We start from the raw sequence: 26,534 nt of genomic DNA, 5'->3' as shown, positions 1-26,534 counted from the left end.
GTCATGAACCTTTCGAAATGATGACGGCAGCGCCCTGGCGGCGCCGTCCGTAACGGGCCATGCGCTTGAACTCTTCAACGCTGACCGAGATGCCGGGGTCCGACCCGGGCGGCGGGGCTGCCATCGGATCGAGGATGCGGAACACATGGCCATCGAAGCCGGTGACCACCACCCAATGCGGGCCCTTCTCGCCATGCAGCCGCCAGAGGCTGATCAGCACCAGGGGCACGCCGCCCTGGCGCAGGTGCTCGGCCAGGCGCTGCGGCGACAACGGCGCCGTGACCAGCTCGGCCTGCGTGGCCGCCAGCTCGGCGCGGCAATCCGCCTCGACCAGGGCGATCACGTCCTTCTTGCGCGGGTCGCGCACCGACTCGATGAACATGGCCTGTCCGGCCGGCGCATAGACGGTGGCGGCGAAGCCGCGCTGCACCGCCGCCAGCGCCAGGCCGAAGGGGCCGCAGCCGCCATGGCCGGCGGCCATGAAGACGGTGGTGGCCTCGCGCCACAGGCGGATCTCGGCGGCGCGGTCCAGCACGGTGCGCGGGTTGAGCGCGGCCATGGCCATCAGCAGGGCACAGGGGCCGCAGGTGAAGTCCAGGGTCTGGCCGTAGAACGGGGCCTTGAGGGCTACCGCCTTGCTGGCGCGGCCCCGGTCCCACAGCGACTTCTGGAAACGCAGCGCGTCGGCGCCGTCTTCGTAGTAGCCGCTGCGGCGGTCGAGCGCGCTGAAGCCATGGCGCTGGAACAGGCGTTGCGCGGCAAGGTTGTCAACGCGGGTTTCGAGCCGCAGCACGGCAGCCCCGCTGTCGCGCGAGGTCCGCACCACTTCGCCCAGGAGGCGGTCCGACAGGCCGCGCCCCTGCGCTGCGCCGGCGACGGCGATCGAGTAAAGCCGCGCCACGGAACTCTTGGCTCGGCGCAGCACGACGGCCGCACCCAGCAGATTGCTGTCGGGGTTGCCGGCACGCGCCACGATGACGGTGGCCGAACGGCTGGCGATGAGCCGCTGCCAGCTGCGCGGCGAGATGCGGTCGCCGGAGAAAGCCGCCTGCTCAAGCTCGGCCAGGGCGTCCAGGTCGACCTGCGAGGCACGGGCTATGCGCACGGGGCCGAGCGGTTCGGCACTGGCAGCACGGGAACGCGGGGACTTCGGAGGTCGGGGAACAGAGTCAGGCATTGGGCAAGGCCTGCGGCGGGCATGCCGCAAGGCCATGCAAATGATTGGAAGCCAGGCCGTGCAAAGACAGCATCAAGGTTTGATGGGCCGCTGTAAAGATCTTGGGAGCTGGGCGTGCGCGCACCGACGGCTAGAGGGCCAGCGTCATCCGAAAGGCGTTGTGAAACACGCCGTCGATGAACATGGCATCGCGGACCACCGATTCCATCGTGAAGCCGAGCGAGCGGTACAGGTTCAGGGCGCTGCGGTTGTCGCAGCGCACTTCGAGCTCGATGCTGTTGATGCCCTTGGCGCCTGCCGTGCCGACACAGGCGCTCAGCAGACGCTTGCCCAGGCCCTGGCCGCGCCAGTCCGGGTGCACGCCCATGCCTAGGTCGCCTCGATGCGCAACCGCTGCCCCCTGGCCGCGCTGCACCTGGGCCCAGCCCAGCACGCGCTGCTGCTCATCGCGCGCAATGATGTGGACATCGCCGTTCTCGGCCCCCCGGCGGAACTGGCTCTGCAGCTGGTGGACAGCGGGCGCCTCGGTGATGGCGATATAGCTGCGCTCGCGTGCGACGGCGTCCATGCATTCCCTGAAGTTCTCAACATCGGCAAGCGCCATGGGAATCAATGTGATCGGCATGATGAACTGCAAACAGGCACGACTAGGCTGCCATGAGGTCTTACGTTGGAGGACAGCGACTGGTTTCACCATGTTGTTGGTTCAAGCGTTGCCACGGATGGCCGGCATCATGTCCCTGGGCCCGTCAAATCGCCGTTAATCTCTTGGGGCAGCGCGTATAGAAGGCATCAGCGATTCGCAACGAATGCCGCCTGACCCGGGCAGGAGGGCTGGCAGGCAAGGACAATGGCGCGATGAAAACCCTGCTGCTCTTTGTCGCCACGGCACTGGCGGAGATCGTCGGCTGCTACCTGCCCTACCTCTGGCTCAAGCAGGGCCGCTCCGTCCTGCTGCTGATTCCAGCGGCCTTGAGCCTCGCCCTTTTCGCCTGGCTGCTGACGCAGCACGCGGCGGCGGCGGGCCGGGTCTACGCCGCCTATGGCGGTGTCTATATCGGCGTGGCGCTCGCCTGGCTGTGGGCTGTCGACGGAGTCAAACCGACGCTGTGGGACTGCGCCGGCGTGGCGGTTGCCTTGTGTGGCATGGCCCTCATCATGTTCCAGCCGGCGACGCGCTAGCCTGAAGGCGAATTGTCCTCAGGGCATCAGTCGGTAGCCGACAGCCGTCTCGGTCAGAAGATGCTTGGGACGCGCGGGCTCGAGTTCGAGCTTCTGGCGCAGATTGCCCATGTAGACGCGCAGGTAGTGGCTGTCATCGGCATGCGAAGGCCCCCACACGGCCTTGAGCAGCTGGCGATGTGTGAGGACCTTGCCGGCATTGGCGATCAGGTGGGTCAAGAGCCGGTACTCGGTCGGGGTCAGGTGGACCGGCTCGCCATCGCGCAAGACGCGGCGCGCCGCCAGGTCGATCTCCACGCTGCCAAAGCGGAACAGCGTCTGGGCCGGCTCGCCCGGCGCGGCGGCCGACTGGCGGCGCCGCTGCGCCACACGCACCCGCGCCATTAACTCGCCGATGCCGAAGGGTTTGCTGAGGAAGTCGTCGGCGCCGGCGTCGAGTGCGGCAATCTTGTCCTGCTCACCGGTGCGCGCCGACAGCACGATCACCGGAACACCGGACCAGGCGCGCAGGTCCTTGAGGTAGTTGATGCCGTCGTCGTCGGGCAGGCCCAGGTCCAGGATGACCAGATCGGGCCGGCGCGTGCCCGCATCGACCAGGCCCTGGCGCACGGTTTCGGCTTCATGCACCTGCCAACCCTCGGCCTCCAGGGCGAGGCGGACAAAACGGCGGATGCTCGGCTCGTCCTCGACGAGCAGAGCCACCGGTTGCGGTTCATTCATGGTCTTCGGCCTCTGAAACTAAAGGGGGCTCGCCGAGCGGCAGGCTGATCAGGAAGGCGGCGCCACCGCCCTCGCCGGCCTCTGCCCAGATGCGCCCGCCATGGGCCTCGACGATGGCGCGGCAGATCGCCAGGCCCAGGCCCACGCCCGGCGTGCTGGACTCGCGCTCGCCACGGGTGAACTTGTCGAACAGACTTTCGGCGCGATTGGGCGGCAGGCCGGGGCCGTTGTCGGCCACGCGCAGCAGCAGCTGGCCTGCCTCGGAACGCGCGGCAATCGTGATGCGGCTGCCGGGTGGCGTGTACTTGGCGGCGTTCTCGAGCAGGTTGCCCAGCACCCGCTCCATCAACGCAGCGTCCAGGTGCAGGAGCGGCAGATCGGCGGGCAACTCCAGCCGCAGCTCGTGCCCGGCCAGCACCTGCTCCAGCGCCTGCAGGCTGCTGCCGACCACCTCGTCCAGCGGCTGCCATTGCAGGTTAAGACGCACCGCGCCGCTTTGCAGTCGGGCCATGTCCAGCAGGTTGTTGACCATGGCACTGACGCGCTGGGCCTGCTGGCTGAGCGTCAAGGAGAGCTCATGCGCCTGGGCCGGCATGCCGGACGTGGCGGCCAGGGTCTGCGCCATGCCGTAGACCACGGCCAGCGGCGTGCGCAGGTCGTGCGAGAGCGCGGACAGCAACGAATTGCGCAGCCGCTCCGACTCGATCTGCACCAGGGCCTGCTGAGCCACCTCGACGTAATGCACCCGCTCCAGCGCCTGGGCAATGATGCGACCATAGGTTTCGAGCTGGGCGCGCAGCTCGGGCTGCATCACGCTGCGGCTGGAGCTGGGGCGCAGCGCCAGCACGCCGCGGGTGCGCATCGGCGCGATCAGGGGCAGGTAGTACCAGGGGCTGCCCGGCAGGGTGTCGGTGGTGAGGCCGGCCGGTTTGCCCTGGTCGAAGGCCCAGCGCGCCGTGCCGGCATCGGGCTGTTGCTCGAGCGCCGGGGGTTGATGCGGCGAGGGCTGCAGGCGGTCGTGCAGGTCCAGCGCATAGAGCAGGGCCTGGCCGTTGATCTCGCGCGCCAGCACCTGCTCGGCCACCTCCAGCACCTGCTCGGTCTGCAGGGCGCCGGCCAGGTCGCTGGTCAGCTCGAACAGGGCGCGGGCACGCGTCTCACGTTCGGCCGCGACCCGGGCCTGGTAGCGCAGGCCGGCGGTCAATTGGCCGGTGACCAGGCCCACGGCCAGCATGACGGCGAAGGTCAAGAGGTACTGGACATCCGAGACCGCAAAGCTCAGGCGCGGCTCGACGAAGAAGAAGTCGAACAGGCCGACGCTCAGAAAGCTGGCCAGCACGGCCGGCCCGCGGCCCAGGGCCAGCGCCACACCCACCACGGCCAGCAGGAACAGCATGACGATGTTGGCCTGCGCGAAATACGGCGCCAGCGGCCAGCTGATGGCCGTGGTCGCGGCGCAGGCCAATGCGGCCAGGCCATGGCGGCGCAGGAGCGGGCCCCAGGGGCGCTCGGCCGTCTGGGCCGGCGCGACCACGGCTTCTGCGCGCACCGGTGCGGCCGCCACGGCGATCAGGTCGAGCTCGGGCGCCGCCTCGGCCAGTTGCTGGGCCAGCGGCGGCGGCGTGAACAAACGCCTCCAGCCCGCCACCCGCTCGCTGCGACCCAGCACCAGCTTGGAGAGGTTGTGCTCGCGCGCATGACCGGACAGCGCTGCGGCCAGGTCCTGCTGCTGCAGCACGGTGGTGCTGGCGCCCAGTTCATGGGCCAGGCGCACCACGCGCAGGATGCGCTCGCGCTGCGCATCGGGCAGGCGCTGCAGGGCCTGCGTTTCCACATAGACCGCATGCCAGCTGACATTGAGCTGCTGGGCCAATTGCGCAGCGCTGCGCACCACGCTTTCGGCGGCCGGTGTCGGGCCGATGGCGCAGAGGATGGCGGCCTCGGTCTTCCAGACCTCGGCCACGCGCTGGTTGCTGCGCCAGGCCTGCACATCGTCCTCGACGCGGTCGGCCGTGCGGCGCAAGGCCAGCTCGCGCAGGGCCATCAGATTGCCCTTGCGGAAGAAATTGTTGGCGGCCCGCTCGGCCGCCGCCCCCATGTAGACCTTGCCCGCCTTCAGGCGCGCCAGCAGCTCGTCGGCCGGCGTGTCGACCATCACGACTTCGTCCGCACGGTCGAAGAAGGTGTCGGGCAGGGTCTCCTGCACGCGCACGCCGGTGATGCCGCCGACCACGTCGTTGAGGCTCTCCAGGTGCTGGACGTTCAGCGTCGAATAGACGTCGATGCCGGCGGCCAGCAGCTCTTCCACGTCCTGCCAGCGCTTGGGATGCCGCGAGCCGGGCACATTGGAATGCGCGAGCTCGTCCACGAGGATCAGGGCCGGCTTGCGCGCGAGTGCGCCGTCCAGGTCGAACTCGGGCAAGGACTTGCCGCGGTACTCGACCTGCTTCAAGGGCAGTTGCGGCAGGCCCTCCTGCACCGCCACCGTGTCGGCACGGCCATGCGTGACGACCACCCCGGCCAGCACGTCGACACCCTCGGCCTTGAGCTTGCGCGCGGCCTGCAGCATGGCGTAGGTCTTGCCCACGCCGGCCGAGGAGCCGAAGTAGATGCGCAGGCGGCCGCGTGCCGCCGCCTCTTCTTCATCGCGAAGCTGGGCCAGCAGGGCGTCGGGGTCGGGTCTTGCGTCGTCCATCATTTTTTCAGAGCCAGCCGGCGCGGCGGAAGCGCCACCACAGCAGGCCGCAGACGCTGCTGATCAGACCGAGCGCGGCCGGGTAGGCCCAGCGCAGCTTGAGCTCGGGCATGTGCTCGAAGTTCATGCCCCAGATGCCGGCAAAGGCCGTGGCCACGGCAAAGATGCCGGCCCAGGCCGCCAGGCGCTTGGTCACGTCGCTGTCGTCGATGGCCACCATGGACAGATTGGCCTGGATGGCGGTGGCGATGGTCTCACGCACCGACTCGATGGCCGCATGGATGCGCGCCAGGTGGTCGGCCACGTCGCGGAAATAGTCGCTGGTGCGCACGCATTGCGGCGGCACCCGCCCGCCATGCAGCTTGGAGAGCATCTCCAGCATCGGCGAAACGGCGCGGCGCAGCTTCATCAGCCGACCCTTGAGCTCGTAGAGCCGCTCGATGTTGTCGCGCTGGGCACCCCGGGTGAAGATGCTCGCCTCGACGGCTTCCAGCTCGATCTCGAGCAGGTCGACGATGGGGAAGTAGCGGTCGACCACGGCGTCCATCAGCGCATACAGCACGAAGCTGGGCCCGTGGGCCAGCAGCTCGGGCTCGCGCTCGCAGCGCTCGCGCACGCCGAGGAAATGCAGCTTGCTGCCGCGCCGCACCGAGAGCACATAGTTGGGGCCGCTGAACACCGCCACCTCGCCCTGGCTGATGTCGGCCCCGACCCAGTCCACCAGATGCATGACGGTGAACAGCGCGTCGCCATACTCCTCGACCTTGGGCCGCTGGTGGCCATGGGTCGCGTCCTCGACCGCCAGCTCATGCAGGTTGAACAGGCGCCGCCAGGGCTCCAGCTCGGCCGGCTCCGGGTCGCGCAGGGCGACCCAGATGAAACAGTCCGGTCGCTCGAGGCAGGCGGCCAGCTCCTCGGGGCGCTCCGGCAAGAGTTCGGCGAGCTTGCGCCCGCCTTCATACGCCACGCAGTTGATCAGCATTGCTGCATTCTCGCCGCCTGGTGGCCCGTGATCAGAACGTCTTGCCGACGCTCAGCACCAGACCGGCATTGCCCAGCTTCTTGGCGTTCTGGCCGGCGGCGTTGCCGGCCTGGTAGAAGTCGCGCTTGGCATCGGTGGTGATCAGCGCGCCCGTCCAGTTCAGGCCGGCGATCTCCTTGGCCAGCGATAGCTTGAAGTCGGTGTACGACAGCTCGCTGTAGTGGCGCACGCTCAGGCGGCCGACATGGGTGCCGAGCGTCAGGCCGTTGCCCAGGTCGAAGCTGTAGTTCAGGTCCAGGTAGCTCGTGCCCTTGGAGGCGCCGCGTGCCGGCAGGCTGGAGAAATAGGCATAGCCGGCGGTCGTGCTGTTCAGGCCGAAGTAGTCGGTGGCGGCGATCGACAGCTTGGCGTTGAAGGCACCGCTGGTGAGGCCCACATTGGCGTCCACATTGGTGTACTTCTCGTTCGTGGCCACGCCGGGGGCGCTGTTGAGCTTGGCGCCAGGGTAGACATAGGCCAGGGCGCCGATGTCCAGGGTCAGGTCTTGCGACAGCGCGAACTTCCAGCCGCCATACAGGTCCAGCTCCAGGCCGGCGCCGTTGTTGTAGCTGTTGCCCGACACATTGGACGCCCAGGTGCCGGCGTAGAAGCCGCTGGCGTGGCTGTAGTCGAAGCCGCCTTGAAGGGCCGGCAGCTTCCAGGTCTGGCTGATGCCGCGGAAGCGGTAGTCGCTGTTGAGGCTCAGGTTGCCGGTCAGCGTGTGCTCGGGCGTGGCGGCGGCGGCGGGGCTATCGGCCTCGGCGCGGGCCAGGCCGGTCAGCATGGTCAGGGAGGCAATGGCGATCAGGGAAAGGTTCTTGGACATGATGGGATGGTTCCGAAAGGTGAAAAGCGATGAAGCCCACCCCCGTTCAACGCTCGCTCCTGGGGCTTCATCGGGGCGCCTTCAGGCGCCCGAAAGGGGTGCTTGGACTCAGACGGGCTTGGCCGCGTCGAGTGCCAGATTGAGCTTCAGGACGTTGACGCGCGGCTCGCCGAGCACGGCCAGGTCGCGGCCCTCGGTGTTGGCGTCGATCAGGCGCTGCACCTCGGCGGCCGGCATGCCGCGAGCACGCGCGACCCGCGCTACTTGATAGCGGGCAGCCGCCATCGTGATGTGCGGGTCCAGGCCGCTGGCCGAAGCCGTGACCAGGTCGGCCGGAATCGGCAGCTGGTTGTCCGGGTCGGCGGCGCGCAGGGCCCCGACACGGCCCTTGACCGCATCGGCCAGGGCCGGGTTGATCGGTCCCTGATTGGAGCCCGAGGACCCGCCGGCGTTGTTGGACATCGGGCCCGTGGCCGACGGACGACCCCAGAAGTACTTGGGCGCCGTGAAGCTCTGGCCAATCAGCTCTGAGCCGACGGCCTTGCCGCCCTGCTCGATCAGCGAGCCGGCCGCCTGGCGCGGGAACAGGGCCTGGCCAGCGCCGGTGACCAGCATCGGATAGATAAAGCCGGTCACCGCGCTGAGCAGCACAAAAGTGGTGAGGGCGGGACGGAGATAGGTCTTGATCATGATGAATGTCCTCAGACGAGGTGCAGGACCACCAGCAGCCAGTCGATCGCCTTGATGCCGATGAAGGGCACGATCAGGCCGCCGAGGCCGTAGACAAGCAGGTTGCGGCGCAGGAGCGCAGCCGCGCCGATGGCACGGTAGGGCACGCCTTGCAGGGCCAGCGGGATCAGGGCAATGATGATCAGCGCGTTGAAGATCACTGCCGACAGGATGGCCGAGTTGGGGCTGTGCAGGCCCATGACGTTGAGCGCCGACAGCTGCGGATAGACCCCAATGAACATCGCCGGGATGATGGCGAAATACTTGGCCACGTCGTTGGCGATAGAGAAGGTCGTGAGCGAACCGCGCGTCATCAGCAGCTGCTTGCCGGTCTCGACGATCTCCAGCAGCTTGGTCGGGTTCGAATCGAGGTCGACCATATTGCCGGCCTCTTTCGCGGCCTGCGTGCCGGTGTTCATGGCCACGGCCACGTCGGCCTGGGCCAGGGCGGGCGCGTCATTGGTGCCGTCGCCGGTCATGGCCACCAGGCGGCCTTCGCCCTGGTAGTTCTCGGATCAGCTTGAGCTTGGCTTCGGGCGTGGCTTCGGCGAGGAAGTCGTCCACGCCGGCTTCAGCGGCGATGGCCGCGGCCGTCAGGCGGTTGTCGCCGGTGATCATCACCGTCTTGATGCCCATGCGGCGCAGCTCGGCAAAGCGCTCCTTGATGCCGCCCTTGACGATGTCCTTCAGCTCGACGACGCCGAGCACGCGGGCGCCATCGGCCACCACCAGCGGCGTGGAGCCGCGTCGTGCGACTTCATCGACTGCTTGCGTGACCTCGCTCGGGAAGCGGCCACCCAGCGTCTCGACCCAGGCGCGCACCGCCTCACCGGCACCCTTGCGGATGCTGCGGTTGGGGGCTGCGGCGTCGCCGAAGTCCACGCCGCTCATGCGTGTCTGCGCCGAGAAGTGGATGAAGTGGGCCTGCAGGGCTGTGATGTCGCGCTCGCGCAGACCGAAGCGGGTCTTGGCCAGCACCACGATGCTGCGGCCTTCGGGTGTTTCGTCCGCCAGCGATGCGAGTTGCGCCGCGTCGGCCAGTTGCTGCTCGCTCACGCCGGGAGCCGGCACAAAGCTGCTGGCTTGGCGATTGCCCAGGGTGATGGTGCCGGTCTTGTCGAGCAGCAGCACGTCCACATCACCGGCGGCTTCGACCGCACGGCCCGAGGTGGCGATCACATTGGCCTGCATCATGCGGCTCATGCCGGCCACGCCGATGGCCGAGAGCAGGCCGCCGATGGTGGTCGGAATCAGGCAGACCAGCAGCGACACCAGGGCCGTGACCGTCACCACCGTGCCAGCACCGGCCGCCTCAACGCTGAAGATCGAGTACGGCAAAAGCGTGGCCGTGACGACCAGGAACACCAGTGTCAAGGCGATCAGGAGAATCGTCAGCGCGATCTCGTTGGGCGTCTTCTGGCGCTTGGCGCCTTCGACCATGGCAATCATGCGGTCAAGAAAGGCCTCGCCCGGATTGACGGCGATGCGCACCACCAGCCAGTCGGACAGCACGCGGGTGCCGCCGGTGACGGCCGAGAAGTCGCCGCCCGATTCGCGGATGACCGGGGCCGATTCGCCGGTGATGGCGCTCTCGTCCACCGAGGCCACGCCTTCGATGACCGTGCCGTCCAGCGGCACCATGTCGCCGGCCTCGATCAGCACGGTGTCACCCTTGCGCAGCTCTTCAGAAGGCATCGGATGCCATTGAGAACCATGCTTGGGCTCGTGCAGCTTCTTGGCCCAGGTGCGCGCCTTCAGGCCTCGCAGCGAGGCGGCCTGGGCCTTGGAGCGGCCTTCGGCCAGTGCCTCGGCGAAGTTGGCAAACAGCACCGTGAACCACAGCCACAGGGCAATGGCGAGGATGAAGGCGCGGCCTTCGGTGCCGGCAAAGCTCGCATCGAACAAGCTCGCGGCAAACAGGCCCGTGGTCAAGAGGCTGCCGATGTAGACGACAAACATCACCGGGTTGCGCCATTGCGCTTGCGGACTCAGCTTGACGAAGGACTGGACCAGGGCTGGCTTGACCAGCTGCGGGTCGAACAGGGGAAGCGTAGTTTTCATGATGACGATCACTTCCAGAGCTGCAGCTGCTCGACGATGGGGCCGAGCGCCAGCGCCGGGACATAGTTCAGGAGGCCGACCAGCAGCACCGTGCCGATCAAGAGCACGATGAACAGCGGGCCATGCGTGGGCAGGGTGCCGTTGCCGACCGGGATGCGCTTCTTGGCACCCAGGCTGCCGGCAATCGCCAGCACCGGCACGATCACGCCGAAGCGGCCTATCCACATCACGATGCCCAGCAGCGTGTTGTAGAAGGGCGTGTTGGCAGACAGGCCGGCGAAGGCGCTGCCGTTGTTGTTACCGGCCGAAGTCAGCGCGTACAGGATCTCGGAGAAGCCGTGAGCGCCGGGGTTCAGGATGCCGGCCTTGCCACCGTCGGCGAGCACCGCGATGGCCGTGCCGGTCAGCACGACCAGCGGCGTCACCAGGATGGCGATCGAGATCATCTTCATCTCGAAGGGCTCGATCTTCTTGCCCAGGTACTCTGGCGTGCGGCCGATCATCAGGCCGGCGATGAAAACCGCCAGCAGGGCGAAGATCAGCATGCCGTAGAGGCCGGTGCCGACACCGCCGAACACCACCTCACCGAGCTGCATCATCACCAGCGGCACCATGCCGCCCAGCGGCGTCATCGAGTCGTGCATGCCGTTGACCGCGCCGCAGGAAGCGGCCGTGGTGATCACGGCGAACAGCGAGCTGGTCGTGACTCCGAACCGCGTCTCCTTGCCTTCCATATTGCCGCCGGCCTGCAGACTGCTCATCTGCTGGTCGACGCCCAGATTGGCAAGCACGGGATTGCCGGCCTGCTCGGCTGCCGTCGCGGCGATCACACCGGTGATGAACAGCACGCTCATCGCGGCCAGCACGGCCACGCCCTGGCGGCCGTCGCCGACCATCTGGCCGAAGGTGAAGCACAGCGCCGCCGGGATCAGGAAGATCGCCAGCATCTGCACGAAGTTGGAAAGCGGCGTCGGGTTCTCGTAGGGGTGGGCCGAGTTGGCATTGAAGAAGCCGCCACCATTGGTGCCCAGCATCTTGATCGCTTCCTGCGAAGCGACCGGGCCCATGGCCAGCTGCTGGGTCGGCGTCGAGGCGTCCTCGGTCACGACCTGACCCTTCTCATCCTTCAAGGGCTGGCCGTCCGTGCCGAGCTTGGGCGTCTGGTAGTTGTTGACTTCCAGCGTCGTCACATCCTTGTAGGCGTCGAAGTTCTGCACCACGCCCTGGCCGACCAGGAACACGGCCATGACGAAGGAGATCGGCAGCAGCACCCACAGGGTGATGCGGCTCATGTCGGTCCAGAAGTTGCCGATGTCGCTCAAGGCCTTGCCGGCGAAGCCGCGGATCAGGGCGAACACGACGGCAATGCCGGTGGCGGCGGAGACGAAGTTCTGCACCGTCAGCGCCAGCATCTGAGTCAGGTAGCTCATCGTCGACTCGCCACCATAGCCCTGCCAGTTCGTGTTGGTGACGAAGCTGATGGCGGTGTTGAAGGCCGAGTCCGCCGAGATCGCTCCCATGCCTTGCGGGTTCAGCGGCAAGAGATGCTGGAAGCGCTGCAGCCCGTAGACCACCAGCACACCGATGAAGTTGAAGACCAGCAGGGCCACGGCATAGCGCTTCCAGCCCATGCCTTCATCGGCTTTGACGCCGGCCAGGCGCAGGAGGCCGCGCTCGGTGGCCAGCATCCAGCCGGGCAGCCGGCCGGTGGCGACCTTGCTCAGCCAGCGCGACAGCGGCCAGGCCAGCAGCAGAAGAACGCCCATGTAGAGCGCCAGTTGGGTCCAGGCAAGGGTGCCCATGGTTCAGAGCTCCTCGGCGCGCCACAGCGCGACGACCAGGTAGACGAACAGCCCGCCGGTCGCGAGACCGCAGGCCCAGTAAAGAACAGCAAGGGAATTCATTGCTTGACCTCCAGCCGCTGGCTGGCTTCGGCCAGGCCGACCAGCAGGGCGAATAGCAGGGCGGCGAGGCCCAGGTACAGCCAGTCCATGGCTTTCTCCAACGCGTTTGTTGCGATGCAGCAGAGCTTAGGCAGGGCCGTCTCAACTTGTTGTCGAGAGCCGGGCGGGCGGTATCAAGAAGCTGTAAAGACTTGCGTGGCGGCGGCTAGGATGCCGGGCATGAATCTGCGCACCCTGCTCTTGCTGGCGCTCGTGAGCCTGCCCGTGGCGGCGCAAGCTGCCCCGCCGCGTTGCCTGGCCTATGGCCCCGCCGTCTCCAGCATCGGCGGCCGCCTGGAGAAGGTGGCCGGCAAAGCCCCTGGCGAAGAGGCCCTGGTGCTGGTGCTCACCCAGCCAGCCTGCATGACGGCCGGCCGCGAGCAGGCCGATGCGAAGGCGATCAAGCAGGTGCAGCGCGTGCTGATATTGGCCGACGCCCGGCGCCATGCGCAGCTCAGCAAGCGCGTGGGCCAGCGCATGGGTTTGCGCGGGCGTTTGAGCCCGGCGCCGGCCGGGGCTCACCGCGCGCCCTTGCAGCTGGCGCTGGTGATGCCCGAGTAGAGACTTGGAAGGCGGCGGGCTTCAGGAGCCTCGCGTCACCGGCATCTGCACCTTGTCGGCGGGCAGTTTCATGTGGCTGGCCAGTTCCAGCTTGGCCAGCGAGTTGCGGTGCACTTCGTCCGGGCCGTCGGCCAGGCGCAGCGTGCGCTGGTGCGCCCACATCATGGCCAGCGGCGTGTCGTCCGACACGCCCATGCCGCCATAGACCTGGATGGCCCAGTCGATCACCTTCAGCGCCATATTGGGCGCGACGATCTTGATCATCGCGATCTCGGCCTTGGCGACCTTGTTGCCCACCGTGTCCATCATGTAGGCGGCCTTCAGCGTCAAGAGGCGTGCCTGCTCGATGCTGCAGCGCGACTCGGCGATGCGCTCCTGCGTCACCGTCTGCTGGGCGATGGTCTTGCCAAAGGCCACGCGGGCAATGGCCCGCTCGCACATCAGCTCCAGGGCCCGCTCGGCCGCGCCGATCGAGCGCATGCAGTGGTGGATGCGGCCGGGGCCCAGGCGCCCTTGGGCGATCTCGAAGCCCCGGCCCTCGCCCAGCAGGATGTTGGACGCCGGCACGCGCACGTTCTTCAGCTCGACTTCCATGTGGCCATGCGGCGCGTCGTCGTAGCCGAACACCGAGAGGGGCCGGATCACGGTGATGCCCGGCGCATTGGCCGGCACCACGATCATCGACTGCTGCTCGTGCCGCCCGGCTTCCGGGTTGGTCTTGCCCATCACGATGTAGACGGCGCAGCGTGGGTCGCCGGCGCCGGAGGACCACCATTTGCGGCCGTTGATCACGTAGTCATCGCCGTCGCGCTCGATGCGGCATTCGATATTGGTGGCGTCCGAGGAGGCCACGGCCGGCTCGGTCATCAGGAAGGCCGAACGGATCTCGCCTTTTAGCAGCGGCTCCAGCCATTGGTCCTTGAGGGCCTCGGAGGCATAGCGCTCCAGCGTTTCCATATTGCCGGTGTCGGGTGCCGAGCAATTGAAGATCTCGGGCGCCCAGGAGACGCGGCCCATGATCTCGCACAGCGGCGCGTATTCGAGGTTGGTGAGCCCTTCCGGTGCGCGCGTCGACTTTGGCAGGAACAGGTTCCACAGGCCGGCGGCGCGGGCCAGCGGCTTGAGCTCCTCGATCACCGTGGTCGGCACCCAGGCATTGCCCTTGGCGCGGTTGGCGGCGATCTCTTCATGGAAGCGGCGCTCGTTGGGATAGACGTGCTGATCCATGAAGGCCAGCAGGCGTTCCCGCATCTGCTGGACCTTGGGGCTGTAGTCGAAGTTCATGGTCATGTGGCACTCCTGATCTTGGCGTGACCCGAGTGTGAACCAAGCTCGCCGCGCCGCCTGTCGCCGAGGCGGCAGGCTGTCTCGCGCGGCTCAGACAAGCCCTCAAGCCGTCAGCAGCTTCTCTTCCGCCAGTGCCAGCGCCTCGTTGACGCCCGACAGGACCAGGGTGTCGCCAGGTCGAAGGGCCAGTTCGTCAGCTGCCTGCAACACGGCGCCACCGGCACGGCGCAACGAGACCACCGAGACACCGACCGCATGCAGGGCCAGGTCACCGAGCTTCTCGCCGGCATGGGGGCTGGCTTGCGGCAGGGTGACGCTGCGCAAGCGCACCTGCGCCCGCTCCTCGATGCCGTCGTCGTCAGCGCCATGGAAGTAGCCGCGCAGGAGGCCGTAGCGGGCATCCCGTGCATCGCGGGTCAGGCGGATCACGCGGCGCATCGGCACGCCGACCAGGGCCAGCGCATGGCTGGCCAGCATCAGCGAGCCCTCGATGGCTTCAGGCACCACCTCGGTAGCACCGGCGGCGCGCAGGCGCTCGAGGTCGCTGTCGTCGATGGTGCGGACCACCACCGGCACCTGCGGCGCATGGGCCTGGACCAGGTGCAGGATCTTCAGCGCCGAAGGCGTGTCGGGATAGGACACCACGACGGCGCTTGCGCGCGCCAGGCCAGCCGCCATCAGGCTTTGCAGCTTGGCAGCGTCGCCGAAGACCACGCTCTGGCCCGCTGCCGCGGCCTGGCGCACCCGGTCGGGGTCCAGGTCCAGCGCCATGTAGGGAATGTGCTCGGTGTCCAGCAGCCGCGCCAGGTTCTGGCCGCTGCGGCCGTAGCCGCAGATGATCACGTGGGCCTCGGTCTTGATCGACTTCTTGGCGATGGTCGTCAACTGCAGCGACTGCATCATCCAGTCGCTGCTGGAGAGCTTCATCACGATGCGGTTGCTGTACATGATCAGGAAGGGCGAGGCCAGCATCGACAAGACCATGCTGGCCAGTACCGGGCTCACCCACTGCGGCGAGATCAGCTGATGCTGGGCGCCGAGCGTCAGCAACACAAAGCCGAACTCGCCGGCCTGCGCCAGGTAGAGGCCGGTGCGCAGCGCGGTGCCTGTGGGTGCGCGCAGCAACTTGGCCAGCAAGGCGATCAGGCCTGCCTTGGTCGCGACGGGCAGCAGCGTCAGTAGCAAGACCAGGGGTAGCTGCTCGGCCACCGGCCGCCAGTCGAGCTTCATGCCTATGGTGATGAAGAACAGGCCCAGGAGCACGTCGTGGAAAGGCCGGATGTCGGTCTCCACCTGGTGCTTGTATTCGGTTTCGGCGATCAGCATGCCGGCGACGAAGGCGCCCAGCGCCAGCGACAGCCCGGCGTGTTCGGTCATCCACGCCAGGCCCAGGGTGACAAGGAGCAGGTTGAGCATGAACAGCTCTTCGCTCTTGCGCCGGGCCACCAGCGTAAGCCACCAGCGCATGGCCTTCTGCCCGCCCCACAGCAGGATGCCCAGGAGCACCACGGCCTTGAGCCCAGCCCAGCCCAGCGACTGCAGCATCACCGTACCTTCGCTGTTCAAGGCTGGTATCAGCACCAGCAGCGGCACCACGGCCAGATCCTGGAACAGCAGCACGCTGACCACGCGCCTTCCATGCTCGCTTTCCAGCTCCAGCCGTTCAGCCATCAGCTTCACGACGATGGCCGTGGAGCTCATGGCCATGGCGGCGCCCAGCACCAGTGCACCCTGCCAGCCAAGCTGCCATTGAATGCCCAGCAGCGCGAAGCTCCATTCCAGCATCACGTTGCCGATCACCGCACCGACGATGGTGATCAGCACCTGTGCCAGGCCCAGGCCAAACACCATCGCCCGCATCGAGCGCAATTTGGGCAGGTTGAACTCGAGCCCGATGACGAACATCAAGAACACCACGCCGAACTCGGCCAGGTAGCGCACGCCAGCGGTGTCCTTGGCAAAAGCCAGCGCATTGGGGCCGATCAGCACGCCGACCGCCAGGTAGCCCAGCATGGGCGGCAGCTTCAAGGAACGGCACAGCACCACGCCGGCTACGGCGGCGACCAGGTAGAGCAGGACGAGTTCCAACGATGTCATGGTCGGGATGGTAAGGGGTGAGTTTCCTCATCCGGCGCCATGCCTTCCCCGGAGTACGATGCGCCGCGGCCCTGGAGGGCCCTTCGGAGGAGAACCGGACAATGCAGAGCAAGAGCAAGCAGAGGCTGCGCCGCGGCCTGATCGCCGCCGTCGTCATCGGCCTCGGCGCAGGCGCCTGGTGGGCCTGGGGCAAGAGCCATCCCACGGCGCCACCGCCGCCGCCATTCCGCACGGCCACCATCGACCAGGGCCCGATCACCCAGGTGGTCAGCGCCAACGGCAACTTGCAGGCCATCGGGCTCGTCGTCGTCGGTGCGGCTGTCAATGGCACGGTCATGGAGCGCAAGGCCGACTTCAATGACCGCGTGAAGAAAGGCCAGATTCTCTTGCGCCTGGACGACACGCCGTATCAAGCCCGCCTGCGCCAGGCGCGAGCGCAGCTCGTTTCGGCCGAAGCCCGCGTGGCCTTTGCCGCCGGCAGTCATGAGCGCAACGAAAAGTTGGCGGCACAAGGCTTCATTGGTTCGGCCCAGAGCGACCAGAGCCGGCGCGAGCTGGACATGGCGCGCGCCGACGTGAACGCCGCGCGCGGCCAGGTCGAGGCGGCCGAGAACGACGTGGCCCGCTGCACCGTTGTTTCGCCGGTGGACGGCGTGGTGATCAAGCGCAGCGTGGACGTGGGCCAGACCGTGGCCGCCAGTTTCCAGACGCCCGAGCTGTTCCAGATTGCCCGTGACCTGGCCTTGATGGAAGTGGGCGTCAACGTGAGCGAGGCTGACGTGGGCATGATCCGCGAAGGCCAGCCGGTGCGCTTCTCGGTCGATGCCTTCTCGGAGCGCGAGTTCGAAGGCAAGGTCCGCCAGGTGCGCCTGGGGGCGACCAATCAGCAGGGCATCGTCACCTATGCCGTGATCGTGGACGTGGACAACCGCGACGGCCTGCTTAAGCCCGGCATGACGGCGCAGGCCCGCATCGTCGTCGCCACCAAGCCGCAGGTGCTGCGCGTGCCGACGGCGGCGCTGCGTTTCCGCCCGGATGAAGACGCGATGGCTGCGGCCAAGCCGGCGTCAGGCGCATCGGCGGTGGCTTCCGCTGCCGCAGCGTCGGCCGTAGCCGCGGCATCGAATGACGACGGCGTGCTCAACCAGTTGCGCGGCGGCGTGCGGGTCCACAAGGTCTACACGCTGGATGCCCAGGGCAAGCCGCAGCCGACCGAGGTGACGGTGGGCCTGTCCAACACCCGCTACACCGAGCTGGTCAGCGGCAAGCTGAAGGCAGGCGACGCCGTCGTCACCCGCGCCAAGAACGCGAACAAGGACGACAGCAAGTGAGCGCAGCCCCCCTGATCGAACTGCGGGGGCTCACCAAGAGCTACCGCAGCGGCGAGATCGTGACGCCGGTCTTGCATGGCATCGACCTGGATGTGGCGCGTGGCGATTACGTGGCCCTGATGGGTGCCAGCGGGTCGGGCAAGAGCACCTTGATGAACCTGATTGGTTTGCTGGACCGGCCCGACGAAGGCCGGCTGTCGCTGGCCGGTGCTGACGCAGCCAAGGCCGACGTGAATGAGCAGGCGCGCATCCGCAACCGCGAGATCGGCTTCGTGTTCCAGAGCTTCAACCTGCTCAAGCGCATGACGGTGCTCGACAACGTCGCCCTGCCGCTGGTCTATGCCGGCCAGTCGCGCAGCGCTGCGCGTGAGCGCGCCACCGAGATGCTCGGCAAGGTGGGGCTGGGTGCGCTGGGCAAGCGCCTGCCCAACCAGCTCTCCGGAGGCCAGCAGCAGCGCGTGGCGATTGCCCGCGCGCTGGCCAATCGCGCGCCGCTCCTGCTGGCCGATGAGCCGACCGGCAACCTGGACAGCCAGACCACCAGCGAAGTGCTCGATGTGTTCGAGCAGCTCAATCGCGACGACGGCCTGACCATCGTGCTGGTCACGCACGAACCCGACGTGGCCATGCGGGCCAAGCGCCTGGTGCGGCTGAAGGATGGCCGCATCGCCTTTGACGGCAAGCCCGGCACGGAGGTGCACTGACATGGGCTTCTGGCAACTCACTCTTGAAGCGCTGCGCTCCTTGCGCGCCAATCGCTTGCGCTCGGCCCTGGCCATCCTCGGTGTGATCATCGGCATCACCTCGGTGGTGATGATGATGGCCACCGGCGACTGGATGCGCGCCTTCATCGACAAGGAACTTTCGCGCCTGGGCCGCAACCAGCTTTTGGTGTTCCCGGCTGCGGCCACCGAAGGCGCGGTGCGCACCTCGGGCAAGCGACCGGCGCTGACGCTGGGCGACGCCGAGGCGATCGCGCAACTGCCCTCGGTGAAGCTCGCGGCGGCTGAGATCCGCGGCTTCGTGCAGGCGCACTTCGGCAGTGACAACGAGAACCTCTCGGTACTCGGCGTCACGCCCGAGATGCTGAGCTTGAAGAACTGGCCGGTCGAGCAAGGCGTGAGCTTCGACAACAACGACGTGCGCAGCGGCAAGCGCGTGCTGCTGATCGGCGCCAAGCTGGCCAAGAAGTACTACGCCGGCCGGGATCCCATCGGCCAGTCGGTGCGACTCGATGGCCGACCCTACACCGTGATCGGTGTGCTGGCCACCGAAGGCCAGGGCCTCAACGGCAATGACGAGGGCGAGCTGATGCTGGTGCCCATCACCGCGGCGCCGAGCCGCGAACGGCTGCTGCCCGGCGTCGTGAATGCGCTGACGGTGCAGGGTCGTGAAGGCACGGCCATGAGTGACGTGGAGATGGACGTGGCCGAACTCCTGCGCGACCGCCACCGCATCACCGGTGATCGTGAAGACGATTTCCGCACCATCGACCTGGCCGGCATCGCCAAGGCCGGCGCCTCCATCGCCAAGGGGCTGCAACTGGGCATGGGCTTGATCGGCGCGATTGCCCTGATCGTCGGCGGCATCGGCATCATGAACATCATGCTGGTGAGCGTGTCCGAGCGGGTGCGCGAAATCGGCATCCGCATGGCCATTGGCGCCAAGCCGCGCGATGTGCTGGCGCAGTTCCTGGTCGAGGCTGTTGTCCTTTGCATCCTCGGCGGCCTGGCGGGCCTCGGCCTTGCCTGGGGTGCAGCGGCGGCGATCAGCCATTTCGCCCACTTCGACATGCCCCTGGCCGTGCGCCATATGGTGGTGGCGGTGAGCTTTGCGGCGAGCGTCGGCTTATTCTTCGGCTACTACCCGGCCAGGCGGGCGAGCAAGCTGCTGCCGATTGAGTGCCTGAGGCAGGACTGAGGGCGGCTTGCGGCACATTGCGGACTCTTGCCTTCTTCCTCGAAGGTACGTCGAAGATCAGGCCGCCAGCGGGCACCCCTTCGCTCCTGTCCCCCGTCACCGGCCTGCGGCCGGCGCCTCCTCCTTTACCTCGCTGCGGGGCACCCACTGCCGTCCTGATCCGCACCGCCGTGGCCTGCGCCGGGTGGCAGGCGCAGGTTCGGCCGAGGGTGTCGGGTGAGGGTTTGGGCGAGGTAAAGACACCGTCTTGAGTCAAGCAGCCAGTGCTGTCCCGTGGGCGGGGTCAAAGGGCTTCTTGGACTTCAGAACGCCGTAGGCGATGGCCAGGAGCTTGTGCATGCAGGCCACGACAACCACCAAACCCGGCTTGTTCTGCGCCTTCAAGCGAGCCCAGAAAGCGGCGATGGGCGGGTTGTACTTGGCAGCCACCATCGCCGGGTAGAACAGCGCCTGGCGTAGCTCTTTGTGCCCCGTGGGATGCGTCCCCCTGCTGCGATTCAGCGAGCTGCCTGATTGCCGGATCATCGGCGACAGGCTTGCATAGGCCACCAGCGCTTTGGCTGAGCTGAAGCGCTCGGGTCTTCCGATGTAGGCCAGTAGCTGCGGGATGGTCTTCTCACCCAGTCCCGGGATCGTCTGCAACAGTTCCTTGCGTCCGCGCAGGTCTGGGTCATCGTCGATGCTCGACTTGATCTGTGCTGTGACTTCCTCGATGGCACCCACCAGACTGTCCACCATGGCCTGGATCGACGGCCGCACCGAGTCATGCGCAACATCCAGCCGATTGAGCTCGGCCTGGCGCATGTCCTGCAGTGTCTGCAGACGCAGCACCAGCGCTTGCAGCCTGCGCAGCCCCAGCGTCGGCGCCTCCCAAAGTTCCAGCTCATGCTTGTGTGCAAAGCGGGCAAGCGCCTTGGCATCCGCGTTGTCGGTCTTGTTGCGTATGCCTTCGGATTCGATGAAGCGCTTGACCCTCAGCGGGTTCACCACGGAGACAGCCACCCCGCTGTCATGCAGGAACACGGCCAGCGCCTCGTGATAGCTGCCCGTTGCTTCCATGCACGCGTGAGCCTCGCTCTTGCCGCCCTGAACGTGAGACTCGATCCAGTCCATCAGTTGGGAAAACCCCGCCGCATCGTTGGCAAAGACCTTCGAGCGGAACTTCCCCTGCGCATCAAGCAAAGCGACATCGAACTTCCTCTTGCTGATATCCACACCTAGCTTCGTTCTCATGACGTTCCTTCGCAAAGCGCTTATCCGACTTGCGCACCCTGATATGCGGGGTCGCCACCGGAGAGGCTCCGGCAGCGCCCCAAGACACCGTTCGAGCTGTCGCGTCGAATCCGCCGGGGGCACCAGTCTTTACCTCTGGCTCAAAGGCCATAGGGGGAGCGCGGCATCACCCTGACGGGCTTCGCTAAAGCGGAACGAAGCAGCGTGATTCTGATATCAGGAGGAGGATCGGGCGAAGCCCGGTCCGGGGGACAGGAGCACAAGCCCTCACCCGATGGCCTCGGCAGCGCGAAAGAAGGAAACAGCGTGTGGCTGCTATGTGCCGCATGCCGTCAATCCGTGCATTTGTTTGCGCAAAGCCTTGCCAAAGCGCAAACTCGGACGCCCTATGCACAAGGCGCATAGGCGCATGTGAACAAGGCTGCGGCCGAGGCTGGCGCGCCGCACCCGGTTCGCGATACCGTTCGCGCCACCGAAAATTACGGAGCAGTACATGCCCAACCTGTCCTTCGTTTCGCCCACGCGCAACAGTCCCTGGGGTACCTACCTGTCCCAGATCGACGCCGTCGAGCCGTACCTCGGCCATCTGGCACGCTGGGTCGAGACGCTGCGCCGCCCCAAGCGCGCGCTGATCGTCGACATCCCCATCGAGCTCGACAACGGCACCATCGCCCACTATGAGGGCTACCGTGTCCAGCACAGCCTGACCCGCGGCCCGGGCAAGGGCGGCGTGCGCTACCACCCCGACGTCACGCTGGAAGAAGTGATGGCCCTGTCGGCCTGGATGACGATCAAGAACGCGGCCGTGAACCTGCCTTACGGCGGCGCCAAGGGCGGCATCCGCCTCGATCCGAAGGTGCTGTCGCTGAAGGAGCTTGAGAAAGTTACACGCCGGTACACGAGCGAAATCGGCATCATCATCGGCCCGCAGCAGGACATTCCGGCGCCCGACGTGAACACCAACGGCCAGATCATGGCCTGGATGATGGACACGTACTCGATGAACACCGGCGCCACCGCGACCGGTGTCGTCACCGGCAAGCCGATTCCGCTGGGGGGCTCGCTGGGCCGCGTGCAGGCCACCGGCCGCGGCGTGTTCGTGATCGGCCGTGAGGCGATGCGCCGCCTGAACGTGCCGATGGAAGGCGCCCGCGTTGCGGTGCAAGGCTTCGGCAACGTCGGCTCCATCGCCGCCAAGCTGTTCGCCGCCAACGGCGCCAAGATCGTGGCCGTGCAAGACCACACCGGCACCATCCTCAACGAGTCGGGCATGGACATGCAGAACCTGCTGGACCATGTGGCGGCCACCGGTGGCGTCGGCGGCTTCAAGGGCGCTGACAAGATCGCGAACGACGACTTCTGGAAGGTCAAGAGCGACGTGCTGATCCCGGCCGCCCTCGAAGGCCAGATCACCAAGGAGCGCGCCGAAGGCCTCTCGACCAAGATCGTGCTGGAAGGCGCCAATGGCCCGACCACGCCGGACGGCGATGCCGTGCTGGCCGACCGCGGCATCATCGTCGTGCCCGACGTGATCGCGAATTCGGGTGGCGTGACCGTGTCCTACTTCGAATGGGTGCAGGACTTCTCCAGCTTCTTCTGGACCGAAGACGAGATCAACGTCCGCCTGGACAAGATCATCACCGGCGCCTTCAAGCACATCTGGGAAACCAGCGAACAGCACCGCATCTCGCTGCGCACCGCCGCCTTCGTCGTGGCTTGCACCCGCGTGCTGCAGGCGCGTGAAGAGCGCGGTCTGTATCCCTGAAATCCCGGCCTCGGCCCGGACAGACAAGGCCCGCTTCGGCGGGCTTTCTTATTGCGACCGCTTGCCGCTCAGCAGCCACTGGGCGCTGGCCGTCGTCAGGGTCCAGCAGATCCACGCCGTCCACATCGTATGGCTCGGGTAATGGGCGCCGCGCGCCATCTGCGCCCAGCCGTAGCAGGCGCCGCAGATCAGCACGCCGACCAGAAAGCCTCGCGCCAGTTGCGGGTAGGCGCGGCGCATCGCGAAGAAGCCGGCGAGAAAGGCAAAGGCCGAGCTGGCGTGGCCCGAGGGGAAGCAGTGGCCGGGGCCGCCATCGGCCACGCCAAAGCGCCAATGCGAGACGTACTGCGCCATGCCGCCGAACTCGTTCAGGTCCCAGGGGCAGCTGCTCAGGCTCTGGCGTTTAAGCAGCGGGATCAGGAGCAGGCACACCAGCGAAGTGCCCAGCCACCAGAGCCGTTCTCGGCGTGTCATGGCCGGCAGGAGACCGCGCCACAGATTGAGCACGACCATGAAGGCAATCACCAGGCCGGCCAGCGCGCGGCCGCCTTGATGGAACACGTCACGCGTCAGCCAATGCTCGCGCCAGGGGAAGCCGTCGCTGCCAGCCCAGGGACGGATGACGGCGAGGTCGAGGCCGCCGGCATCCCAGGCGAGCAGGGCCAGCAGGCCCAGGCCGGCAATCAGCCATGCGGGCTTGAGCGAAAACGCGGAAGGGGTGGCAGCGGTAGAAGGGGTGGAAGAGGCAGCGTTCATGGCGCGGCGCATCGTAGCGGCCCGAGCTGAAGCCCGCCTTGCTGCAAACCCGGCCAGCAGCCCCGGCGGCTACACTGCCGGCCATGACTGAAGCTGCCAATTTCGACGCCGCACGAGCGGTCGCAATGGCCCGCCAGGCCCTGCAGATCGAGGCCCGCGCATTGACCGAACTGGGCCCGCGTCTGGGCGATGAGTTCGCCCGCGCCGCCCGCCTCGTGCTCGACTGCAAGGGCCGGGTCGTGGTGATGGGCATGGGCAAGAGCGGCCATGTGGGCCGCAAGATCGCCGCCACGCTGGCCTCCACCGGCACGCCGGCGATGTTCGTCCATCCGGGCGAAGCCGCTCATGGCGACCTGGGCATGGTGACCACGCGCGATGTGGTGCTGGCCCTCTCCAACTCGGGCGAGAGTGACGAGCTCAATGCCATCCTGCCGGTGCTGCGCCGCCTGGGCGTGCCCATCATCGCCATGACCGGCCGTGCCGAATCGAGCCTGGCCAACCATGCCGACGTGGTGCTGGACAGCGCCGTCGCCGAAGAAGCCTGCCCCTTGAAGCTCGCGCCCACCGCCAGCACGACGGCGCAGATGGCATTGGGCGATGCGCTGGCCGTGGCCCTGCTCGACGCGCGCGGTTTCCGCGAGGAAGACTTCGCCCGTTCCCACCCCGGTGGTGCGCTGGGCCGCAAGCTGCTCACCCATGTGCGCGACCTGATGCGAAGCGGTGACGCACTGCCGCGCGTGGGGCTGGATGCCGGCTTCACCGAGATGATGCGCGAGATGTCGGCCAAGGCGCTGGGCGCTGCTGTCATCGTCGACGCGGCCGACAAGGTGCTGGGCATCTTCACCGACGGCGACCTGCGCCGCCTGGTTGAAAGCGGCCGCGACCTGCGCTTGCTGCAGGCCACTGACGTGATGAAGAAGGGCCCGCGCACCATCCGCGCGGAGGCTCTTGCCGTCGACGCCGCCGAGCTGATGGAAACCGCCCGCATCACGCTGGTGCTGGTGGTCGATGAGCAGAACACGCTGCAGGGCGCGATCAGCATCAACGACCTGATGAGTGCGAAGGTAATTTGATGGCCCCCAGTCTCCCTTTGGTCGCAACCCCTCAAGGGGGCCGCCGCGCCCTTCGGGCGGCCGTGCGGGCGCGGGGTCAACTCGTATGAAAGCTGCTCTTGTTTTCCCGCCCGAACTGCTGCTCAAGGCCCAAGGCCCAGGCCTTGGCTTGAAAGCCGCCATCTTCGACGTGGACGGCGTGCTGACCGATGGCCGCATCTATATCGGTGAAGAAGGCGAAGCCTTCAAGGCCTTTGCCACGCTGGACGGCCACGGCCTCAAGCTGCTGGCCGAAGGTGGCATCGTGCCCATCGTCATCACTGGGCGCGATTCGCCGGCGGTGCGCCGCCGCGTGGCGGACCTGGGCCTGAAGCATGCGGTCTATGGCGCCAAGGACAAGCTCGCTGCCGCGCTGCCGGTTCTGCAGGCGCTGGGCCTGCAATGGAATGAAGTCGCGGCGATGGGCGACGACTGGCCCGACCTGCCCTTGATGACACGCGCCGGCTTTGCCTGCGCCCCGGCCCAGGCCCATGCCGAGGTCATTGCCCTTGCTCATCACGTGACTGCAGCGCCCGGTGGCCATGGCGCCGCGCGCGAATTCTGCGACCTGCTCCTGATGGCCAACGGCCGCTATGCCGGGCTCTTGAACAGCCATCTGGAAACGCTGGACGGGGGCAAGGCTTGAATCCGGCCGCCCGCCTGGCTCCGGCGGCCGGGCCGCGTCGGCCGGTCAGCAACAAGCCCTGGGTGTGGCGGCTGCAATCGGTGCTGTCGGCCTATCTGCCCTTGCTGCTGCTGGTGTTCCTGGCGGCGGGCACTTCCTGGCTGATCAAGAATTCGCCGCAGCCTGAAGATGCGCAGACGGAGGCGCCGCTGAAGCATGAGCCCGACTACTCGATGCAGGGCTTCGGCCTGCAGCGCTTCGACCCCAAGGGCGCGATGCGCGTCGAGGTCGAAGGCCGCGAGATGCGCCACTACCCTGACACCGACACGGTCGAGATTGACGGCGTGCGTCTGCGCTCGATCGGCCAGGACGGCAGCATCACCGTGGCCTCGGCCAAGCGCGCCATCGGCAACGCCGACGGCAGCGAAATGCAGTTGCTCGGCGACGTGACCCTGCAGCGCATGGCGGCCGGCCAGCAGCGTGCCGGCCTGGAAGTGCGTGGCGAGTTCCTGCACGCCTTCCTGCATACCGAGCGGCTGCGCTCGCACCTGCCGGTGCGCGTCAACTACGGCAACACCGAGCTGCAGTTGCACAACTTCGAATACGACAACCTCAAGGGCCGGCTGACCTTCAAGGGGCGCAGCACGGCACGCCTTGATCCGCCTGGCGCGCGCAAGCAGGACTGATGGCATGACGGCAAGACTCGTCTTCATTACCGGCGCTTCCAGCGGCATCGGCCAGGCCCTGGCCCTGCACTACTACCGGGCGGGTTGGCGGCTGGCGCTGGTGGCCCGCCGCTCGGCCGAGCTTCAGGCCTGGGCGCGCGAGCAGGGCCTGGCACCGGAGCGCTTCGCCGTCTATGGCGCCGACGTGCGCGACATCGCCGAGATCACTGCCGCCGGCCGCACCTGCATCGCCAATCAAGGCTTGCCCGATGTGGTGATCGCCAATGCCGGCATCAGCATCGGCATGGACAGCGCGGAGTTCGAGGACATCGAAGTGATGCGCGCCATCTATGAAACCAACAACATCGGCCTGGCCGCGACCTTCCAGCCCTTCATCGGCCCGATGAACAAGCGGTGCTCGGGAACCCTGGTCGGCATCGCCAGCGTGGCCGGCATACGTGGCCTGCCGGGCCATGCGGGCTATTGCTCCAGCAAGGCTGCCGTCATCAGCTATTGCGAAAGTCTGCGCGGCGAATGCCGGCCGCAAGGCGTGCAGGTCGTGACGATCCTGCCCGGGTATATCGACACACCGCTGACCCGCAAGAACCGCTACGGCATGCCCTTCCTGATGCAGCCCGAAGACTTCGCTGCACGTGCCTTCGCGGCCATCGAGGCCGGCGCGAGCTACCGAACGATCCCATGGCAGATGGGCGTGGTCGCCAAGCTGATGCGTCTCTTGCCCAACTGGCTGTTCGACAAGGCGCTGGCCGGCCGGCCGCGCAAGCGCCGTCAGGGCGAGTAAGAAAAATGCCGTAACCATGACCCTTGGCAGGCCCGTCGCGGGCTGGC

Annotated in this window: 23 protein-coding genes and 1 pseudogene; 10 read left to right on the top strand and 14 right to left on the bottom strand. The window is 67.1% G+C overall.

Annotated elements, in window-relative coordinates; genetic code table 11:
* Position 1: 1 nt before the first annotated feature.
* The gene (locus ABT392_RS19015) at positions 2–1,105 is read right to left on the bottom strand and encodes a peptidase C39 family protein (protein WP_395384929.1); all 1,104 of its coding nucleotides are present in this window, start codon (positions 1,103–1,105) and stop codon (positions 2–4) included.
* A 202-nt stretch (positions 1,106–1,307) separates the two neighbouring features.
* Positions 1,308–1,802 (bottom strand): GNAT family N-acetyltransferase, encoded by a 495-nt coding sequence (locus ABT392_RS19010; RefSeq protein WP_395384930.1) that lies wholly within the window; start codon positions 1,800–1,802, stop codon positions 1,308–1,310.
* Between the two features lie 233 nt (positions 1,803–2,035).
* Here ABT392_RS19010 and ABT392_RS19005 point away from each other — a divergent pair, with 233 nt between their 5' ends.
* Positions 2,036–2,359, top strand: a complete 324-nt coding sequence (locus ABT392_RS19005; RefSeq protein ID WP_395384931.1) for a YnfA family protein — start codon at positions 2,036–2,038, stop codon at positions 2,357–2,359.
* A gap of 18 nt (positions 2,360–2,377) precedes the next feature.
* Here ABT392_RS19005 and kdpE read toward each other — a convergent pair whose 3' ends face one another.
* The 8 genes and pseudogenes from kdpE to ABT392_RS18965 form a co-directional block, all read right to left on the bottom strand.
* On the bottom strand, positions 2,378–3,079 hold the full coding sequence (kdpE, locus tag ABT392_RS19000; protein ID WP_395384932.1) for a two-component system response regulator KdpE: 702 nt from the start codon (positions 3,077–3,079) through the stop codon (positions 2,378–2,380).
* On the bottom strand, positions 3,072–5,774 hold the full coding sequence (locus ABT392_RS18995) for a DUF4118 domain-containing protein (RefSeq protein ID WP_464970842.1): 2,703 nt from the start codon (positions 5,772–5,774) through the stop codon (positions 3,072–3,074). Before ABT392_RS18995 ends, kdpE begins: the two co-directional genes overlap by 8 nt.
* 7 nt (positions 5,775–5,781) lie before the next feature.
* Positions 5,782–6,756: a magnesium and cobalt transport protein CorA gene (locus tag ABT392_RS18990; RefSeq protein ID WP_395384934.1), complete on the bottom strand. Its 975-nt coding sequence runs from the start codon at positions 6,754–6,756 to the stop codon at positions 5,782–5,784.
* Between the two features lie 31 nt (positions 6,757–6,787).
* Positions 6,788–7,621: a TorF family putative porin gene (locus ABT392_RS18985; RefSeq protein ID WP_395384935.1), complete on the bottom strand. Its 834-nt coding sequence runs from the start codon at positions 7,619–7,621 to the stop codon at positions 6,788–6,790.
* A 108-nt stretch (positions 7,622–7,729) separates the two neighbouring features.
* Positions 7,730–8,308, bottom strand: coding sequence for a potassium-transporting ATPase subunit KdpC (kdpC, locus tag ABT392_RS18980; protein WP_395386807.1), 579 nt, complete (start codon positions 8,306–8,308; stop codon positions 7,730–7,732).
* 14 nt (positions 8,309–8,322) lie between these two features.
* Positions 8,323–10,411: pseudogene (gene kdpB / locus ABT392_RS18975) on the bottom strand (potassium-transporting ATPase subunit KdpB).
* 8 nt (positions 10,412–10,419) lie between these two features.
* Positions 10,420–12,213 (bottom strand): potassium-transporting ATPase subunit KdpA, encoded by a 1,794-nt coding sequence (kdpA, locus tag ABT392_RS18970; protein WP_395384937.1) that lies wholly within the window; start codon positions 12,211–12,213, stop codon positions 10,420–10,422.
* 3 nt (positions 12,214–12,216) lie between these two features.
* Complete coding sequence (locus tag ABT392_RS18965; protein WP_334279683.1) at positions 12,217–12,315, bottom strand: potassium-transporting ATPase subunit F; 99 nt, start codon at positions 12,313–12,315, stop codon at positions 12,217–12,219.
* Positions 12,316–12,534: 219 nt separating this feature from the next.
* Here ABT392_RS18965 and ABT392_RS18960 point away from each other — a divergent pair, with 219 nt between their 5' ends.
* Positions 12,535–12,915 carry a hypothetical protein gene (locus ABT392_RS18960; protein ID WP_395384938.1) on the top strand — a complete coding sequence of 127 codons (381 nt, stop codon included), beginning with the start codon at positions 12,535–12,537 and terminating at the stop codon, positions 12,913–12,915.
* Positions 12,916–12,936: 21 nt separating this feature from the next.
* Here ABT392_RS18960 and ABT392_RS18955 read toward each other — a convergent pair whose 3' ends face one another.
* The gene (locus ABT392_RS18955; protein WP_395386808.1) at positions 12,937–14,199 is read right to left on the bottom strand and encodes an acyl-CoA dehydrogenase family protein; all 1,263 of its coding nucleotides are present in this window, start codon (positions 14,197–14,199) and stop codon (positions 12,937–12,939) included.
* A 105-nt stretch (positions 14,200–14,304) separates the two neighbouring features.
* The gene (locus tag ABT392_RS18950) at positions 14,305–16,299 is read right to left on the bottom strand and encodes a monovalent cation:proton antiporter family protein (protein ID WP_395384939.1); all 1,995 of its coding nucleotides are present in this window, start codon (positions 16,297–16,299) and stop codon (positions 14,305–14,307) included.
* A 101-nt stretch (positions 16,300–16,400) separates the two neighbouring features.
* On the opposite strand from ABT392_RS18950, the gene ABT392_RS18945 reads away from it, so the two are divergent.
* The 3 genes from ABT392_RS18945 to ABT392_RS18935 are packed head-to-tail and all read left to right on the top strand — an operon-like array spanning position 16,401 to position 19,550.
* A complete protein-coding gene (locus ABT392_RS18945; protein ID WP_395384940.1) occupies positions 16,401–17,630 on the top strand; it encodes an efflux RND transporter periplasmic adaptor subunit in 1,230 nt (409 codons plus the stop codon).
* Positions 17,627–18,334 (top strand): ABC transporter ATP-binding protein, encoded by a 708-nt coding sequence (locus tag ABT392_RS18940; protein ID WP_334279679.1) that lies wholly within the window; start codon positions 17,627–17,629, stop codon positions 18,332–18,334. Before ABT392_RS18945 ends, ABT392_RS18940 begins: the two co-directional genes overlap by 4 nt.
* Before the next feature lies 1 nt (position 18,335).
* Positions 18,336–19,550 (top strand): ABC transporter permease, encoded by a 1,215-nt coding sequence (locus tag ABT392_RS18935; RefSeq protein ID WP_334279678.1) that lies wholly within the window; start codon positions 18,336–18,338, stop codon positions 19,548–19,550.
* Positions 19,551–19,802: 252 nt separating this feature from the next.
* On the opposite strand, the gene ABT392_RS18930 is transcribed toward ABT392_RS18935, so the two are convergent.
* The gene (locus tag ABT392_RS18930) at positions 19,803–20,783 is read right to left on the bottom strand and encodes an IS110 family RNA-guided transposase (RefSeq protein WP_395384223.1); all 981 of its coding nucleotides are present in this window, start codon (positions 20,781–20,783) and stop codon (positions 19,803–19,805) included.
* Positions 20,784–21,276: 493 nt separating this feature from the next.
* Between ABT392_RS18930 and ABT392_RS18925 the strand changes: the two genes are divergently transcribed.
* Complete coding sequence (locus ABT392_RS18925; RefSeq protein WP_334279677.1) at positions 21,277–22,548, top strand: Glu/Leu/Phe/Val family dehydrogenase; 1,272 nt, start codon at positions 21,277–21,279, stop codon at positions 22,546–22,548.
* A 48-nt stretch (positions 22,549–22,596) separates the two neighbouring features.
* Here the strand turns inward: ABT392_RS18925 and ABT392_RS18920 are convergent, their stop codons facing one another.
* Complete coding sequence (locus ABT392_RS18920; protein ID WP_395384941.1) at positions 22,597–23,304, bottom strand: phosphatase PAP2 family protein; 708 nt, start codon at positions 23,302–23,304, stop codon at positions 22,597–22,599.
* A gap of 83 nt (positions 23,305–23,387) precedes the next feature.
* On the opposite strand from ABT392_RS18920, the gene ABT392_RS18915 reads away from it, so the two are divergent.
* The 4 genes from ABT392_RS18915 to ABT392_RS18900 all read left to right on the top strand — a co-directional run bounded on the left by ABT392_RS18915 (position 23,388) and on the right by ABT392_RS18900 (position 26,487).
* Positions 23,388–24,377 carry a KpsF/GutQ family sugar-phosphate isomerase gene (locus ABT392_RS18915; RefSeq protein ID WP_395384942.1) on the top strand — a complete coding sequence of 330 codons (990 nt, stop codon included), beginning with the start codon at positions 23,388–23,390 and terminating at the stop codon, positions 24,375–24,377.
* 85 nt (positions 24,378–24,462) lie between these two features.
* Positions 24,463–25,041, top strand: coding sequence for a KdsC family phosphatase (locus tag ABT392_RS18910; RefSeq protein WP_334279674.1), 579 nt, complete (start codon positions 24,463–24,465; stop codon positions 25,039–25,041).
* Complete coding sequence (gene lptC, locus ABT392_RS18905; RefSeq protein ID WP_334279673.1) at positions 25,038–25,706, top strand: LPS export ABC transporter periplasmic protein LptC; 669 nt, start codon at positions 25,038–25,040, stop codon at positions 25,704–25,706. Before ABT392_RS18910 ends, lptC begins: the two co-directional genes overlap by 4 nt.
* A 4-nt stretch (positions 25,707–25,710) precedes the next feature.
* Positions 25,711–26,487, top strand: coding sequence for an SDR family oxidoreductase (locus ABT392_RS18900; protein ID WP_334279672.1), 777 nt, complete (start codon positions 25,711–25,713; stop codon positions 26,485–26,487).
* Positions 26,488–26,534 lie beyond the last annotated feature (47 nt).

The organism is Paucibacter sp. JuS9 (genome assembly GCF_044043925.2).
Taxonomy (GTDB): domain Bacteria; phylum Pseudomonadota; class Gammaproteobacteria; order Burkholderiales; family Burkholderiaceae_C; genus JAUASW01.
Note: the sequence above shows the minus strand (reverse complement) of the source record. Positions and strands in the feature narration are given on the sequence as shown.

Bases quoted from the DNA above. Each gene is read 5' to 3' on its own strand.
- ABT392_RS19010 (WP_395384930.1), bottom strand. From the start codon at position 1,802: ATGCCGATCACATTGATTCCCATGGCGCTTGCCGATGTTGAGAACTTC.
- ABT392_RS19005 (WP_395384931.1), top strand. From the start codon at position 2,036: ATGAAAACCCTGCTGCTCTTTGTCGCCACGGCACTGGCGGAGATCGTC.
- kdpE (WP_395384932.1), bottom strand. From the start codon at position 3,079: ATGAATGAACCGCAACCGGTGGCTCTGCTCGTCGAGGACGAGCCGAGC.
- ABT392_RS18995 (WP_464970842.1), bottom strand. From the start codon at position 5,774: ATGGACGACGCAAGACCCGACCCCGACGCCCTGCTGGCCCAGCTTCGC.
- ABT392_RS18990 (WP_395384934.1), bottom strand. From the start codon at position 6,756: ATGCTGATCAACTGCGTGGCGTATGAAGGCGGGCGCAAGCTCGCCGAA.
- ABT392_RS18985 (WP_395384935.1), bottom strand. From the start codon at position 7,621: ATGTCCAAGAACCTTTCCCTGATCGCCATTGCCTCCCTGACCATGCTG.
- kdpA (WP_395384937.1), bottom strand. From the start codon at position 12,213: ATGGGCACCCTTGCCTGGACCCAACTGGCGCTCTACATGGGCGTTCTT.
- ABT392_RS18965 (WP_334279683.1), bottom strand. From the start codon at position 12,315: ATGAATTCCCTTGCTGTTCTTTACTGGGCCTGCGGTCTCGCGACCGGC.
- ABT392_RS18960 (WP_395384938.1), top strand. From the start codon at position 12,535: ATGAATCTGCGCACCCTGCTCTTGCTGGCGCTCGTGAGCCTGCCCGTG.
- ABT392_RS18955 (WP_395386808.1), bottom strand. From the start codon at position 14,199: ATGAACTTCGACTACAGCCCCAAGGTCCAGCAGATGCGGGAACGCCTG.
- ABT392_RS18950 (WP_395384939.1), bottom strand. From the start codon at position 16,299: ATGACATCGTTGGAACTCGTCCTGCTCTACCTGGTCGCCGCCGTAGCC.
- ABT392_RS18945 (WP_395384940.1), top strand. From the start codon at position 16,401: ATGCAGAGCAAGAGCAAGCAGAGGCTGCGCCGCGGCCTGATCGCCGCC.
- ABT392_RS18935 (WP_334279678.1), top strand. From the start codon at position 18,336: ATGGGCTTCTGGCAACTCACTCTTGAAGCGCTGCGCTCCTTGCGCGCC.
- ABT392_RS18930 (WP_395384223.1), bottom strand. From the start codon at position 20,783: ATGAGAACGAAGCTAGGTGTGGATATCAGCAAGAGGAAGTTCGATGTC.
- ABT392_RS18925 (WP_334279677.1), top strand. From the start codon at position 21,277: ATGCCCAACCTGTCCTTCGTTTCGCCCACGCGCAACAGTCCCTGGGGT.
- ABT392_RS18920 (WP_395384941.1), bottom strand. From the start codon at position 23,304: ATGAACGCTGCCTCTTCCACCCCTTCTACCGCTGCCACCCCTTCCGCG.
- ABT392_RS18915 (WP_395384942.1), top strand. From the start codon at position 23,388: ATGACTGAAGCTGCCAATTTCGACGCCGCACGAGCGGTCGCAATGGCC.
- ABT392_RS18910 (WP_334279674.1), top strand. From the start codon at position 24,463: ATGAAAGCTGCTCTTGTTTTCCCGCCCGAACTGCTGCTCAAGGCCCAA.
- ABT392_RS18900 (WP_334279672.1), top strand. From the start codon at position 25,711: ATGACGGCAAGACTCGTCTTCATTACCGGCGCTTCCAGCGGCATCGGC.